This is a genomic window from Kordia periserrulae (assembly GCF_003054265.1).
GTDB classification, from domain to species: Bacteria; Bacteroidota; Bacteroidia; order Flavobacteriales; family Flavobacteriaceae; genus Kordia; species Kordia periserrulae.
The window spans coordinates 51,642-69,234 of record NZ_QBKT01000004.1 but is presented as its reverse complement, the minus strand read 5'-3'; the positions used below and the strand labels follow the sequence as shown (position 1 = coordinate 69,234).

The following is a 17,593-nucleotide window of genomic DNA, read 5'->3' as shown; positions in this document are numbered from 1 at the left end:
AGTTTAGTATTCGATGGTCTTTTCCCCAAATAGACGCTCAGCTTCAATTCCAGCTTCTAAACAGTGATTAATTAATTTGTTAGATTCTACAATTGGTTTAGACTCGTCTGTGTATTTGATGGAGCTGATGAATTTTAACCAAGGTTCTAATCCCATAGCGTACACAAATACATTTTTTGGTTTGAAGATTTCTACCAAATCATTTCCTTGCGTATAGTTACATCCTGCCAAACGTCTCGATTGATCTTTGTCGCGCTCAATATTATTGGACATTAACGGACCATACAACCATGATAATGGCGCTCCGTCACATTCCATTCCTAAGAATAAGACATCGATGTCGCCAAGAATATTGTGAACTTTTCTATAAATTTCTGGTTGTACATTACATGAATCGGCAGCAAATAAGACCTTAAAATTATTGTGCAATGCTACGTGGAAACATAGTTTGCTTCGTACGTCTAAGTCAGAATGCTCTCCTAAAAACGGAATTCCTGTAATGGTACATTTATCCAATTTGATGGTTTCCATATCGCTTAATTCAATAATGTTATCGAATCCGATATTGTTGAACATCAGTTTTAAATCTGGATCTTGTAGGTTTCCTTTTCCACTGGCTGGTACTACAATGTTTTTCGTCATGTGACGCAATTGTAATAACGTTTCAAGCAATACGTGATCTTGGTGATTGTGCGTGATTAAGATATAATCGATTTGCTCTGGAAGATCGTTCACCGTGTAGCGATTTACGTCTGTTTCATAACCGTCATAGCTAATTACAGGATCAACCAAAATGGCAATTTCTTTTGTTTCTACCAATACACACGCATGTCCAAAATAACGCGTTCTGATTCCTTCTCCTTGGTATCTTTCGTATTTTGGTGGTGGCGTTTTGGTAAAGAACGATTTGAACAATTCTTCTTGTTCTGGTTTGATTCCTAATCGGTCTACCAATTTGGTAAAATCGCCCGGTGTTTTTTTCATTCGGAATAAATCGTCAATGACTTGATCTCTAAACGGAATGTGTGAATGAATTAAGTGTTCGTCATCCAATCTTGGTGTACTTAATACAAATGAGCGACTGTCATCAGATTCTACCAATTGCAATGAGATGGATTGTGCTGCTTCGTCATAAAATTCACTTTGGTATAAAAGCGATTCAAAAAAGCGGAAATTTGGCTTGTTGTTTAAGTCATAATACAATTCTACATATCCTTTTAAAGCTTCAGGAATTTTGTCGTATAACGGATCTAAACTGTACCCTGTAGCTTCCGTTTGAAGCATATCGTTCAATTCAACAATGGCTTCGTTCAATTTGAGCATGCTAGCTCTTTTTTCTTTCGTTTCTTCTAAAAGTTGTTTGATATCTTCTACGCGTCCGCCATCATAATCGATGAAAGGTCCGCCTAACATTTTTGGTGTTTTTACGGCAGCTGCATGAATTTTTGGATTTTTTATGTACGATTCCATAATTTTTATGTGACGCTCCTTAATATTCATTGCCGCAGTTGCTGGCGACACTAAATGTGCCCAACCGTACCATCTGTCTACAAGTGCTTCAATAGCTACATTTAATTTTAAATAATAAAGATTTTCTTCTTGATTCATGGTGTAATAATTTTTGTGTGATTTTTTATTTTAAGTAATTTTTGATTTTATATTTCTAAGATGTCAACCGCTTCATCCTTTGATTCTTCTTCGTTTTGCCATAAACTGTTGGCAATATCTTCCGCCAATGATTTGATGGTTGGTTGTTGAAAAAAGAGTCCCAGACTTACTTTAACATTGTATTCTTTTTTGATGTCAGATATGATGCGAATCCCTTTGATACTGTCGCCTCCCAAATGGAAAAAATTATCACTAACGCCTATGTTTTCAAGGTTTAGTATTTTTTCCCAAAGCGCTACCAGCATGGTTTCTATTTCGTTACTTGGTGCTTCGTATTCAATTCCGCTTTCCATTCCTAAATCAGCAGGATCTGGCAAGGCATTTTTATCTAGTTTTCCGTTAGCTGTCTGAGGAATTTCATCTAGGTTTACGAAAAAGGAAGGAATCATATAATTAGGTAATGTTTCTCCTAAGTAGTTTCGCAACTCAGTAACATTTTGAGTTTCTTTGCTTACTACGTAGGCAACCAATTCTTTTTGTTCCTGTTTTCCTTTTACAACAACTATTGCTTTTTCGATACCCACTTTTGATTGTAAGCGTTTTACAATTTCTTCTAGTTCAATTCGGTGACCTCTAATTTTTACTTGGTTGTCTTTACGACCAATAAATGTGATGTTTCCATTTGGCAACCACTGCGCTAAATCGCCCGTTTTGTAGATTTTTTCAGTTGCTTTGAAAGGATTTTGAATGAATTTTTCAGCAGTCAAAGCTTCATTGTGCAAATATCCTTTTCCTACTTGCGCGCCGCCAATACAGAGTTCGCCTGTTACTCCAAATGGTACTTTTTTATTGTATTCATCCAAAATATAAATCTGAGAACTTATGTTTGGTGTTCCAATGACAGCACCTTTGAACGTAGTTTCTTTACGTTCGTAATTTTTAGTAGTTACAAAAACAGTTCCTTCTGTTGGTCCGTAGAACACATGTATGGTTGCATTTGGAAACACTTCATACATATCTTCTAAAACATGCGTTGGCACTTCGTCTCCTCCAATGTAGAGTTCTTTTACTTTGGTATACTTATGCTGAATTTCGTGCTCTTTTATATACTTTACAATTTGCGCCATTAATACAGGAACCGCGTGGAAAGCAGCCACATTTTCTAAGGTTGTAAGTAAATAGTCTAAATCTCTTACTTCTTCATCTTTTAAAAGAATGACTTTTCCGCCTGAGAGTAACGGATTGAAAAGTTCAAATAGAAAAATATCAAATCCGTTAGAAGCCAATACTGGTTGACTTGAGATGTTTTTGAATTGTCCTTCTACATTCATTAAAAATGCTCCTAAACTTTGATGCGTAAGCACCACACCTTTTGGTTTTCCTGTAGTTCCAGAGGTGTAAATGATGTACGCTTCTGAATTTGGCGAAATGTCTTTGTTTGGATAGCCCGAAGACTCCAACGAAAGTTGTTCAAAATCTATGTGTAATACTTGTGTTTCCTCTGCTAATTTTACAGCGTTTATCAACGATGTTTTTGTTACAAAGTAGCCTGCTTTTGCATCATCAACAATGTATTGTACTCGTTCTTTCGGAAGATTTACATCTAATGGAATATATACACCGCCCGATTTGAAAATTCCTAAAATCCCTACAATCATTTCCAACGAACGCTCTACATATAAAGGCACATAATCTCCTTTGGAAACTCCTTGACTTATTAAATAGTTGGCAAATTGATTTGATTTTTCATCCAATTCTCTGTAGGTTAGTGTTTCTCCAGAAACTTCTAATGCTATTGCATCTACATTTTTTCTTGCTTGCTTTTCAAATAAACTGCTGACTAGTTCAATTTCTGGAAAAGCCGTTTTTTCATTGTTGAAATCAGCTAGTTGTTTATTTTCTTCTTCTGTCAGGTATGCTATTTCTCCCAATTTTAGAGAAGGATTGCTCACCAACGCTTCTAATAACATATAGTAATGTGTTATTAATTGTCTGATGAAGTTTTCTTCGTAAATGTCTGTGTTAAATATCAAGTTGAAACTTAAAAATCCACCTTGTACTTCGCGCATTTCTATATCCAAATCGAATTTGGAAAGACTAGAACCCTTAGTTACTTCATGAACCGTATTTATTTTTTCAGGATCGATGGTTGTAGCTTTTGCAGAATCGTCATCTAAGGTAAACATAACGTCAAATAATGGATTCCTACTCAAATCTCTAACCAATTGCAAGTCGTTCACCAAATTGTCAAACGGATAACTGTTATGTGAAAAATCGGAAAGAGTATCTTCTTTTACTTGTTGATATAAACCGTCAAAATTCGCTTCCCAATCAATTTTAGTACGCAATGGTAATGTTTCAATATAAAAACCTATCTGACTTTCTAAATCTGCATGATTTCTTCCTGATACAGAAGCTCCAATCACTACTTCGTTTTGTGAGGAATATCTTGCCAAAAGCACATTCCAAACGCTTAATAAAAACATGAATAACGTTCCGCCATTTTGATTGACGTAATTTGATGCTTTTTGCATCACTTTAGCATCAATATACATGTGTAAATGCTTTCCATTATTGGTTAACACTTTCGGTCGTATGTTGCTTGAACCTAAGTCCAGCAAAGGCAATTCTCCTGAAAAACGCTCTAACCAATACGATTGATGCGCTTTGTACGTAGCTGATGTTTGCTGATTTAATTGCCAAACAGCATAATCTTTGTATTGTATTTGCAATGGCGGTAATTCAGGCGTTGTATGTTGCAAATATGCTGTGTAAAACACCATCGTATCACTCATCAATACTTTGATAGAAATATCGTCGCTAATGATGTGATGCATGTTAAAATAGAACATATAGTTTTCAGTCGAAAGCCTGTAAAGATGTGCTCGCACCAATGGTCCATGTTCCAAATCGAACATATTGTATTTGTCAGCAGCAATGTGTTGTTCGGCAACGCTTCTTGGAGTTTCCTCTGTGCTACAATCTACAAACAACACTTTAAAATTTAATGCTGTTGACGGAAGTATCCACTGACGAATTTCACCGCTTTCGTCTTCTTTAAAAACAGTTCGAAGCGATTCGTGTCGTTCAATGACACTAGCTACCGATTTGTTAAAGATTTCGATATCAACATTTTGAAGAAACTCAGTATTCGGAATATTGTATGCCCTTGAATTATCATCTATTTGGCATACTGTCCACAAGCGCTTTTGTGCATTGGAAAGTGGATAACTTTCCTGCATTTCAACCGCTTTAAGTTCGTTTTGTACATCTTCTATATTGTGTTTTTGAAGAAGATTTATTAAATCTTGTTTATGTAGTCTAATCTTTTGAATTAATTCAGCATCCAGTTCGCCTTCAAAACTTACTTCTAGCTCGCCATCGACGACAGCAATGTGTATCTCTTTCGATTTTATTTCGGCAATAAGTTCTTTCATGATTGTTTTTATTGTAACTATTATTGGTTATATTTTGATTGTAGTTTTTCCTTTTTTGCTAATCTGCAAGCTTTGAACTTGAAGTGCTAAATCTATTTCTTCTGCCAACTCTTTTACGGTTGATTTTGAAAAGAAGTCTTTCAAATTGTACGAAATGTTGAAGGTTTTATTCATTCGTTTGATTACAGTCATCGCTTTTAAGGAATCGCCGCCTAAGTCGAAAAAGTCATCTTGCAAACCAACTTTTTCATAGCCAAAGAATTCTTCCCATAAGGCACATAATTCTTTTTCCGTTTTGGTAGTTGGTTCTTGGTACGAAGTTTCAATTTCTGGGCGCTCAATAATCAACTCATTTGCTGCAGCTGTTTCTTTATTAGCAGCTTGTTGTTGCTTGTTGTTTCTGGCATTGATATCTGTTGAAGATATAATTAGTTGATGGACTTCTTTGGTGTGAATTGAAGTTTCAAAAATTCGAACGATATCTGTCGCCTGCAATCCTTTGTCACTTACACCATCTAAATTTACCCACGACCAGTTTTGCAATTTGTTCATTTTAGATTGCATGAAAGCATCGATATACTTATTTGCTGAGGCGTATGTTCCGTAGGTTAATCCGCCAAGAACAGAAGATAAACTCGAAGTAATCCAAGCAAAATCTAACGGTTTGTCTTTAAATACATTGTACATGTTTTGTGTACCTGTAACTTTTCCAGAGAAATGTGCCTGAATTGTTGGTTGATCAATTTCTTCTACGAATTTGTACATATTTGTGTCTGAAATTCCTGCGGCATGAATCACGCCAGCTACTTTACCATATTCTGACTCTATATCAAAAATCGTTTTTAACAGTTCCGCTTCTTTAGCTATATCTGTAGTAACATAATGTACATTTCTACCATTCTTTTGGTGCGCCACTAGGTGTGCAATTTTTTGAATGATTCCTGGATTTACATCTTTATTTCTCGAATATTGTAACCATTCACTTTTGGGAGGTAATTCCGTTCTTCCCAATACAATTACGGTCGCATTATAGGTATCGCATAAATGACTAATAAGTGCTTCACCTACAATTCCCAATCCGCCTGTAATCACATAGGTTTTAGCGCCTAAAATTGAGTTGTTGATTTCTGAAGTTTCAAACGCTTCAAAAAACGACGTCCATTTTTGACGATTTCTGTAAGCCGATTGCTTTGGTGCTTCACTGTCTTGAATGTCATTGATGATGTTTGCAATTACTGAAGCGTCCGAAGTTTCCATACTAACATCGATGGTGATGGTTTTTAATAGCGGATTTTCCTGAGAAGCAATGTCCAAAATTGTATTGGAAGCTAAAGCGTTTGTTTGCACAGTTTCGTTTCCTAAGACTTCTTCTTGGTAATTACCAATAAGAACCAATTTGCGTTTGCTTTCACTTCTGTATGCTATTAATGCTTTTCCTAGGTTCAGTTTTGCGTTGAAAACTGTTTCATACGAATCTTCTGTAAAGACACTATCCCATGTGTACAAAATTGTATCAACTTCAACTTCGTTCGTTAAGGCTTTAAATAGTTGTTGATACTCTTCTGCGTTTGTTGGATTCATTGCAAACTGAACATCACTCAGTTTTTGAAATGTATCTCCTTTCATAACTTCAACGACTACATTACCAGAAGCTAGCAACGATTCTTTGATTGCATTACTACACGGAGTTTCGTTTGAAAAGAGAAGATACGTTTGTTTGTCTTTTGAAATCGCTGCTTTTTTAGATTGAAAGGTTTTTTTCCAATTTTGCACATAAAATAAATCGTTTTGTGTGCTTGTAGCAGCATTTTGCGCCATTCCTAATTGTGCATATAATTTTTTCAAATTGATTCGTGCAGGGAACTTGTATGGTTCAAAACTGTAAGTTGGTAACGGAATTTTATACAGTATTTCATTATTGTAATACGCTTTCCAATCAATGGAAATTCCTTGACTCCACAATGTTCCCAACGCATTGGCAAGTACAAAACTGTCTTCTTCTTGCTTTTTTGGATGACTCATGGTTTGAACAGCCGTATTTGTTTTGTCTCTAAAGCTTTTTTGCTGTTTTGCGAAATACGAAAGCGTTGTACCAGGACCAATTTCTAAATAAATTCCGTTGTATTTTTTGGTTAATTCTTGTAACCCTTTGTTGAATTGTACTGTATTACGAATGTGTTCTGTCCAGTATTGAGGAGTCGTGGCTTCTGTAGCAGTAATTTCTTTTCCTGTACGATTTGAAATAAAAGGAATTGTTGGATTGGAGAAACGAATGGTTTGCAATTCTTTCTCAAACGCTGGCAACATTTCATCCATCATTTCTGAGTGAAACGCGTGTGATGTGTGTAATTTTTTAAACGATATTTCTTGTGCGTCTAACAGTTTTTCAAATGCCGCAATGCTTTCTGGATTTCCAGAAACTGTGCATGAATCACTAGTATTTATAGCAGCAATCGAAAGTTCTTTTGGCAATATAAGCGCGATTGCTTCTGCCGTTTCGCCAACAGCCAACATATCTCCTTTTGGCAACGCTTGCATCAATGTTGCACGTTTGGTGATGAGTTTTAATCCATCTTCTAGTGAAAATACACCTGCAATACAAGCAGCAGCATATTCGCCCAAGCTATGACCAATCATTTGCGAAGGCTGAATTCCCCAACTCATGAGTAATTTTGCCAACGCAACTTCGATTAAAAACAATAAGGGTTGTGTGTATATCGTATGGTTAATCTGAGACACATCTACGGAAGTGTTATCAGTATAGCCAATAATTGCTTTGTAATCTTCTTTTAGATGCGCTTGAAGCCATGCAAAACCAGTATCCATCACAGATTTGAATATCGCTTCTTCTTGATAGAGCGTTTTCCCCATGGTCACAAATTGACTTCCTTGACCTGGAAACATAAAAATGATGTTTTTGTTTCCTGAGAGTGAATTTTTGGTGTTGGTTTCAATATTCTTTTCTAAGTTTTTGATTCCATTTGTAGTAGTATCACAGACAATAAAATCGCGTACATTGAATTCTGTACGACCAGTTTTGGAGGTGTATGCTACGTTTGCAAGTTGCGTTTCATCAATGGTTGCTAAAAAGTCTTTGAGTTTTGCTTTGTAACGATGCAACGCCGCAGAAGTTTTTGCTGAATAGGTAATTAGCTCGTGTTTTCTTAGTTTTTTATCAGCCGTTATTTCTGGAGCTTCTTCTAATAGAATGTGTGCATTGGTTCCTCCTATTCCCAAACTACTTACGCCAGCACGCAATGGAGAACCGTTGGAACGCACCATTTTTTGTAACGTATTGTTAACGTAGAATGGTCCTGAAGCAAAATCAACGTTTTCATTTTTTTCATTGAAATGTAATGTTGGTGGAATTTCTTCATGATACAATGCTAAAGACGCTTTGATGAATCCTGCAACACCAGCTCCAGTATCTAAATGTCCCATGTTCGATTTTACAGAACCTAAAGCACATTTGTGACCTTTTGCATCTTTAAATACTTTGTTTAACGAAGCCACTTCTACAGGATCGCCTAATTGTGTTCCTGTTCCGTGTGCTTCAATATAGTTGATACTTTTGGGTTCAATATTGGCAAATTTGTAGGTGTTAGTGATACATTTTGATTGTCCTACAATACTTGGCGCTGTATATCCAATTTTCGTATTTCCGTCGTTATTTACAGACGAAGCTCTAACCACTGCATAAATATGATCTTTATCGCGCAACGCATCTTCCATACGTTTTAACACAACGACACCAGCACCTTCTCCGCCGATAGTTCCTGAAGAGTTTTTGTCAAAAGGTTTACAGCGTCCGTCTTTGGAGTATATCATCCCTTCTTCGTAGAAATATCCTTTGTTATCAATCGTGTTAATATTTATGCCGCCAGCAATTGCAATGGTACATTCTCTCAATAGTAAATTTCTACATGCCAAGTGAATTGCTACTAATGAACTTGAGCAAGCAGTATCTATTTTTAAGCTTGGTCCCGTAAGATTGAGTTTGTAAGAGATAAGCGTGTTGATGAATTGACTATCTCCTAAACGTCTTGTAAAAAAGGTATCTACGTCTTTACTTGGATTTAACCGAGTATAGTTTAACCAGTTATAGCTATTAGCGGCAGCAACGTACAATCCAATATCATTTTTATATGTTTTTGTATCGATTGATGCGTCTTCCAATGCTTCCCATACGACTTGGTGCATCATTCTTGATTGCGGATCCATGATTTGAGCTTCTCCTTGCGTATATCCAAAAAAAGAAAAATCGAATTCCTCGGCGTTGTCAACTTTGGCATCTATTCGTTTAAAGTTTGGGTTTTTGATGAGAGCTTCTTCTATTCCAAATTGCTTTAATTCTTCGTCGGAATATGTATGTACCAAATCTTCTCCATTTCGAAGATTGTCCCAAAATTGGGTAATACTCTCCGATTTAGGAAAATTGCAAGCCATACCGACTATAGCTATATCTTTTACGTTACTTTTTTTCATTGTAAAGTGCTGGTTGTCATTCAACTGAAAAATACTTGTAAGTGTATTTTTCCTTTTGAATTTATAGGTTTGTGTAGTGCGCTATGTCACTAATTTTTTTGGTTTGATTGTTATTTTTAAAATAATTCGTCCAACGTATCATCAATTGCATCTGAAATATTGACTTCTTCTACTTCTTCTTGTGTATGGAATGTATGTGCCACTAAATCTTTGATGGTTGTATGTTCAAACAATGTGGTAATGTGTATTTCTGTTTGAAACTCTGTGCGAATCATGTGTTGCAACTTCATTAATTCTAAGGAATTGATTCCCAAGTCAAAGAAGTTGGCTATTGTACTAATTTTGTCTGCCGGAATTCCGATGAGTTGGTGAATAATATTTGTCATTCGCGCTTCTTCATCGTTTGCTGGAGCTACGTAATCTACTTGCGATAACATGGCACCGTTTGCAGGATTTGGCAATTGTTTTTTGTCAATTTTACCATTGGTTGTCAATGGCATGGTTTCCAATTGCATAAAGTAACTCGGAATCATGTATTCTGGCAGTTTTTGTCGAAGTACCTCTTTTAACTGTTCAATGTTTTCTTCTGCGGAAGCGGTAAAATATGCAATCAACTTTAGCTGATTTTCCGAAGTTTTTTGCGCAATGACAATACAAGAGTTAATAGTTTCAATGGCCTGAATGTTTTCTTCTACTTCACCCAATTCAATTCGGAAACCATTTATTTTTACTTGATTGTCCACACGTCCTAAATAGATGAGTTCGTTATTCTCAGCCAATACCGCTAAATCGCCTGTTTTATAGAGTTTAGCCGTTTTGTCGAAAGGATTTTCAATGAATTTTTCCGCCGAAAGGTCAGCTCGATTGAGATATCCTTTTGCCAACGCAGTTCCCGAAATACAGATTTCTCCAGCAATTCCTTTTGGTACTAGCTGCAGGTTTTGGTCTAAAATGTAGATATCCGTATTCGCAATTGGCTTTCCAATAGTGATGTTATTAGCGTCAGCAATTTCTTTTACAATACAACCTACGGTAGCTTCCGTTGGTCCGTATTCGTTGTAAATTCGAATCGCAGGATTGAGTTGTTGCAAGGTTTCTACATGTGTGCTTTGCAATGCATCGCCACCGACAATTGCCATTTGAATGTTTGTATCTAAAGACGTTGGAATTAACGTTGTCATTAAACTGATGTGCGCTGGTGTAAGTTTGATACATGCTGCGCCCGACGTTAAGTATTTTTGTAAGGTTGTACTGATTTCATCCGTATCGTTGAATACATTTAATTTTCCGCCGCTAACAATTGGCAAGAACAAACTTGTAATGGTTAAGTCAAATGCTAATGAAGTGAACAATCCGAAATCAAAGTTTGCCAAATCGTCTGTCAGATAGCTTTGCTTGCTCCACTGAATGTAATTGCGAAGTGATTTGTGTCCGACTTGTACACCTTTTGGCAATCCTGTAGAACCTGATGTATAGATAATGTATGCCAAATCTTCTTCGGTTACTGTTGTTGTGATGGTTTCTCCTTCAAATTCGCTTGCTTCAAATTCTACATCAATCGCGGTCATATTTCCATCGTAGAAATCCAATTCAAACATGTAATTTGTTTCTGTAACAAGCAATTTCATGTTGGTATCTTCTACCATAAACGCTTTTCGGTCATCTGGCAACGATGCTTGGATTGGCACAAATACAGCGCCTGCTTTTAGGATTCCTAAAATCGCCACCAATGTCCAATCGCTGTGATTGAGATAAATGCCCACAACATCGCCTTTGTCAATTTGATGTTCTTGTTGTAAAAACGCTGCATACGCTGTACTCATTTTTTGCAGTTCAGCATACGTATGCTGTTTCTCCTCATATTGAAGCGCTACACTTTCTGGAGTTGTCATGGCTTGTTGTTCAAATAAATCAATAACTGTAGTAGTATCATTTGTATGAATTTCAACTCCAGATAAGTTATGGTGTAGCTGTTGTTTTTCTTCTTCTGATATATAATCTACGTCCGCTATTTTTTCTGTTGGATTTGCCACAAAAGCCGCTGCAATGTTTTTGAGATGTTGCAACGTATTTTTAATAAATGCTGTGTCAAATCGATATGTGTTGTAGTTGATATCTACGCGAATTCCACGTGCTGACGGAATGACTTCTATATTGTATTGGAAGTTGTTTCGTTCTAAAATTTGCGTGTCTTCTACCACCGAATTTTCAAACGCATTTTGATCATTTTCTGTTACTTGTTCTTGTACCAAATAGTCTTTGAAAACCATAATGTGGTCAATCAGTTCAGCGCCTAAATCGCATTGTGCGTTGACTTCTGAAAAGTTCAAATAGTGATGGTCTGCTGATTCCAACGCTGCTTTGTGTGCTTTGATAAGCGTTTCCGCGATGGTTTCTTCTGCCTGATAATTGATACGAACAGGAATCGTATTGATGAACAATCCTAAAATTTCTTCAATGTTTGGAATAGCTGCTGGTCTACCCGAAACCACCAATCCGAAAACTGCATCAGAGGTGTGATTGTAACGCGACAATACATATCCCCAAACCGTTTGCATAAATACATTTTGCGTAATGCCCAATTCTTGACACAACTTCGTGATTTGTGTGTGTAATTCGCCGTCAATTACGGTGAATTCTTTGAGTTCTTCGTAGGCGTTTATGTCAAATCCTTGTTTGGTGTATGGCAAGTGTACTTTTTCTTCATAGTTTGCCAAATAAGCTTTCCAATGTTGTAAAGAAGCTTGTTTGTCAACTCCGTCCAACCATTCAATGTAGTTTGCATATTTTACTGGCGGCGCAAGTGTCGTTTCACGATGGTTGGTAAGGTCGTTTAACAATTGATAGAAATCATTGATTAAGATACTTACACACCAACCATCCATCAAAATATGATGATGACTCCAAATGAACTCATAGCCTTCGTTTCCAAAGTCCAACACGTGCAAACGCATTTGCGAAGGTTCTTCCAAGTTGAATCCTTTTTGTCGATCTGCTTTTTTAACTGAATCCACATAGTTTTTACGCTCTTCTGCGGTGAAACCTTTATCGTATAAAGCTTCATGCGTAAAGTGAATTGGCACCTTTTTCCAAACAATTTGCAACGGATCTTCCGAATGACTACTTGTAAAACTCGTTCGTAAGATTGCATGACGCTGAATGAGCAATTCGTATGCTTTTTGAAGATTGTCAATGTCAAACCTAACTCCGTTAAGCTTGTAATACGTTTGCTCAAAGTAAATTTCTGGGGCAATTTGCGATAGCCAGGTAAAGTAAATTCCTTGTTGTAATGGCGCTAAACGATAGATATCTTCTACATTGTTGTCTACATTTAAGTTTTGTAGCGTATCATACGTCAATCCCTTGTAGGTCAAATCAGAAGCCGTTGTATATTCTTGTTTTTCAACTACTAACGCTGCTACCAATTGTGTAATGTGACGCTCAAAAGCTGCTAGCAAACTGTTGATTTTTTCTGCGGAATATTCCGAAGCATCGTAAGTGATGGAAAGATTCAGTTGGTCAGACGCAATCATTCCAGAGACTTCTAAGTGACTTTTCCAATTGTTGTTAGCATCTATACTGTTTCCAGCATATTCGCTTGCATATTCGAATAAAGCATTGGTGTTGTTTTCCGTATTTGTATCACCAACCGACGAACCAAAATCTCCCAAATAATTGAATAAAATCGCTGGCGCAATTTCTGGCAATTTGGTATTTGACAAATAATGTAACATTCCGTAGCCAATTCCTTTGTTTGGAATGTTTCGCAGCGAATCTTTTACATGTACTAATTGACGCTCTGCATTGTCAAACGGAACTTCTAATACATACGGAAACATGGTTGTAAACCAACCTATGGTTCTGCTCACATCTATATTTTCTACGATGTCTTCTCGTCCGTGACCTTCCATTTCAATGACACATTTTTCTTGACCAAATACGTCTTTGAGTGCCAAGCCCAATCCCGTAATAAGAATGTCATTGACTTCGGTATGATATACGTTATGAATTTTGGTTTTTACGGCATCTGTGACAGAAGCATCCAATTGCGTGCTTGCTGTTTTTCTAACAGGTGTTGGTTTTTCTTCATGTTCAAATTCTACATAGAATGCTGGAATTTCCTGAGCACACGTTTTTTCCCAATACTTAATTTCGTTTTGAATTTTGGTACTGTTTGCATACGCTTGTTGTTGCGCTGCCCAATATTGGAATGAATCCGTTTTTTGCGGCAATACTACTGTTTGATTGGTATGATATGCAGTGTATAGCGTGATAAAATCTTCCAACAAAATTCGCCATGAAACACCGTCGATTACTAAGTGATGAACAATGAATGCAATGCGATAGCTGTCTTTTAACTTGAATATCGCTACTTTACACAATGGTCCATTTTCCAAATTGATAGAACTTTGTAAGCTGTCGCCGATAGTGCCCATTTCTTGTAACGGATGTGCAGTTTCACTAACGTCATGTGATGTGATTTCAACATGATTTGCTGCAATAGCTTCATTGTATTGTGTCCATTTGCCATTTTCATGATGATAACGCATACGCAACGCATCGTGATGTGTAACCAAATCATGCATGACTTTGGTCACGATTCCCTCATGGATAGCTTCCTCACTTTTTAACATTACAGATTGATTAAAGTGTGAAGGAACGCGCATTTCGGCAAAGAATTTTTCCTGAATTGGTGTTAAAATCACCTCTCCAGAAACCGCCGATTGGTCAATGATACGAACTTCTTTGCGAAGTAATTTTGCCACATCTTCTACAATTGGGTTACGTAAAATTTCTTCTACTTTGATTGTAAATCCACTTTGCTTCAACTTAGAAACTATTTGAATGGATTTGATAGAATCGCCGCCCATATTGTAGAAATTATCTTTGATTCCTACTTTATCTCTTTTGAGAACTGTACGTAAAACTTCTGTAAAAGCCTTTTCTTCTGCCGTTGTTGGGGCAACGTATGTTTCTTCAATTGTGGCAAATTCTGTTGGTGTTGGCAGCTTCTTTTTGTCTGCTTTTCCATTCACGTTGAGCGGAATTTCATCAATTTGCATAAACAAACGCGGCACCATATAATCTGGTAGCTTTTGCATTAATACATTTTGAATGGCTTTTCGGTCAATTTCTGTGTCTGCTACTATGTACGCCACAAGTTCATCTCCTGTTTCCGTTGTATGTACTTTGACAACCGTTTTTTGAATGTTTTCAATTTCTTGAATGACTTGCTCAATTTCGCCAAGTTCAATACGATAGCCTTTTATTTTGACTTGATCGTCAATTCTTCCTTTAAATTGTAAGGTTCCATCTGCATTCCAACACGCCAAATCGCCCGTTCTGTAGACAGTTTCATCTGCTTTAAAAGGATTTGGAATGAATTTTTGAGTAGTTAATTCTGAACGATTTAGATAACCTTTTGCTACTTGTACGCCACCAATGAGCAATTCGCCATATACCCCAATTGGTTGTGGTTGCAACGCTTCATCTACAATGTAAATTTGTGTATTTGCTACTGGCGCACCAATACTTACATTGGTAGTAACTGCAACATTTGACAAATTGATAGCTGTGACATCAATTGCGGCTTCTGTGGGTCCGTAATAGTTGTGTAACTCAACCGTTGGAAGTTTTGTTTTAAAATCGTTAGCAATGTTTGCAGATAATGCTTCTCCACTACATACTACATGTTTTAAGTTTGCAAAAGTTACTTCTGATACACTTTCCAAAAAAGCTGCCAACATGGAAGGTACAAAATGTACTAACGTAACTGCTTTTTCTTGAATGATTTCTTGCAGATAGAACGGATCTTTGTGACCATTAGGTTTTGCAATGACCAATTCGTTTCCTGCGATGGTTCCCATGAGTAATTCCCATACAGAAACATCGAACGTGTATGGTGTTTTTTGTAGTAAAACCGACGTGTTATCAATAGCTACATCATCTTTCATCCATAACAAACGGTTTACTAAACCTGCGTGTCCGTTGACGACACCTTTTGGATTTCCTGTCGTTCCAGAAGTGTAGATAACATACGCATTGTCTGCTGGTGAAATGGTCATCTTTGGCATTTCTGCGGAAGCGTCTGAAAGATTTTTAAGCGAAATAGCCAATACGTCAACAGCACTTGTTAGATTTGATGCCGTTTTTTGAGTGGTTAGCAACAGTTTCGCGTTGATTTCTTTTAAGATAAAGTTGATTCGCTGTGCAGGATAATCGGTTCCGATGGGTACATACGCACTTCCTGTTTTGAGCACTGCCACTATTCCAACCACCATTTCCAACGAGCGCTCTATACAAAGTGGTACAAAGTCTCCTTTTGAAATTCCTTTTGCTAACAAGACATTTGCCAATTGATTTGATTTTTCATCCAATTCAGCATACGTTAACGAGTTATTTTCAAACGTAATTGCTTTGGCATTTGGTGTTTTTGCTACATTTTCTTGAAAGAAATCCAAGATGGTTTTGTTAGCTTCATAATCAACCTTAGTATCGTTGAACGTTTGTAATAATTGCTCTTTTTCTTCCGACGAAATCAGTTGAATGTCTTCAATTTTTGTTTGTAAATGCGATTCCATTTCCATCAAAAATGTTGAGAAATGCGTCGCAAATTGGCGCATGAGCGGCACTTCATACACATCTGAATTGAAAATGATATTTAGGCATAACGCATCGCCCATTTTTTGCGCTTTACAGATGATGTCGAATTTTGCTTTGTTCGCTCCTAAGTCAATGACACTTCCTGCTTCTTGCGAAAAGCGTCCGTGTTCTACCGTAGTGATATCTGCGTTTTCGATGGCAAGTGACACATCAAATAGTGGGTTGCGACTTACATCTCTTTTTAAATCGAGTTCTTGTACCAATTCGTCAAAAGGATAGGCTTGATGCTTGTACGCATTAAGAATGTTTGCTTTGACCGTATTGAAAAATTCCAAATACGTTTGCGCTGTTTCAATTTCACTGCGTATGGCAAGTGTATTCACGTAAAAACCTATTTGTTGTTCTAAATCTTTGTGATCTCTTCCAGCAATTGGCGAACCGATAACGATGTCTTTTTCACCTGTGTATTTGTGTAATAAGAATTGAAATGCAGACATTAAACCGATAAAGAGACTTCCGCCATTTTTTTGGAAAGTTTCTGTTATTTTTTGTGCGATATCGGCAGTAAAGTTTATTTTTAAGTGATGACCATTATCTGTTTTAAACGCTGGTCTAACCTTGTTTGTTGGCAAATCGATTAGTGTCAATTCTTTTGCAAATTGTGCTTTCCAGTAGTTTCTATGCGCTTCATAGGCTTCACTTTGCAATTGCTGTTTTTGCCAGTATGCATAGTCTTTGTATTGAATTGGAAGCGTATCGGCAACTACATTTTCTCCTGTTTTTATGGTGTGATAAAACCCTAAAATGTTTTCAGTAATGATATTAGACGACCAACCATCGCTGATAATGTGATGCATGTTGTAGTAAAAGAAACATTCTTTTTCAGAGAGTCTGATAAAGACTATTCTAAATAACGGCCCTTTTTCTAGATGGAATGGTTTGTTTTTGTCTGTATTGAAATAGTCTTGCGTTTTTTGATATTTGTTTGCTTCGTTGGTATAGTCGAGGGTTTTGATATCTAAATTCGCTTCTGAAACAGGAAGAATCCACTGGCGAATTTCATCTTCAGCATTTTCTTTAAAAACCGTTCGCAAAATTTCGTGACGCTCAACTGTTGCCAGAATTGCTTTTTCCATGATTTCGATATCAAACGAATCATCTAACATTAGTTGAGCAGGCATATTGTACGCTCCTGAGTTTGGATTCATGTTTTGAATTACCCACAAACGATATTGTCCTGACGATAACGGATACGACTCCATTGCTGGCGCTTTTTCAATCGCTTGAAAAGTGGCAGAGGTTCGTTTGGACTGCAAATACGCTATCACATTTGCTTTGTGTTCACGAATTTCAGCCTTTATGTCGTCGGTCAAATTTCCGTTGTGACGTACTTTTATATTGCCATCATCTAGCAGTAAGTGAATGTCTAGATTTGATAGTTTTTTAATAAAATCTTGCAT

The 17,593-nt window shown here is 36.9% G+C and carries 4 protein-coding genes; all 4 read right to left on the bottom strand.

Annotated features, from left to right (window positions below):
- Positions 1-3: 3 nt before the first annotated feature.
- A complete protein-coding gene (locus C8N46_RS09270; RefSeq protein WP_108114621.1) occupies positions 4-1,608 on the bottom strand; it encodes an MBL fold metallo-hydrolase in 1,605 nt (534 codons plus the stop codon).
- A 47-nt stretch (positions 1,609-1,655) separates the two neighbouring features.
- The gene (locus tag C8N46_RS09265) at positions 1,656-5,045 is read right to left on the bottom strand and encodes a non-ribosomal peptide synthetase (protein WP_108114620.1); all 3,390 of its coding nucleotides are present in this window, start codon (positions 5,043-5,045) and stop codon (positions 1,656-1,658) included.
- A gap of 27 nt (positions 5,046-5,072) precedes the next feature.
- Positions 5,073-9,530, bottom strand: a complete 4,458-nt coding sequence (locus C8N46_RS09260; protein WP_108114619.1) for a type I polyketide synthase — start codon at positions 9,528-9,530, stop codon at positions 5,073-5,075.
- Positions 9,531-9,646: 116 nt separating this feature from the next.
- Positions 9,647-17,593: a non-ribosomal peptide synthetase gene (locus C8N46_RS09255; protein WP_108114618.1), complete on the bottom strand. Its 7,947-nt coding sequence runs from the start codon at positions 17,591-17,593 to the stop codon at positions 9,647-9,649.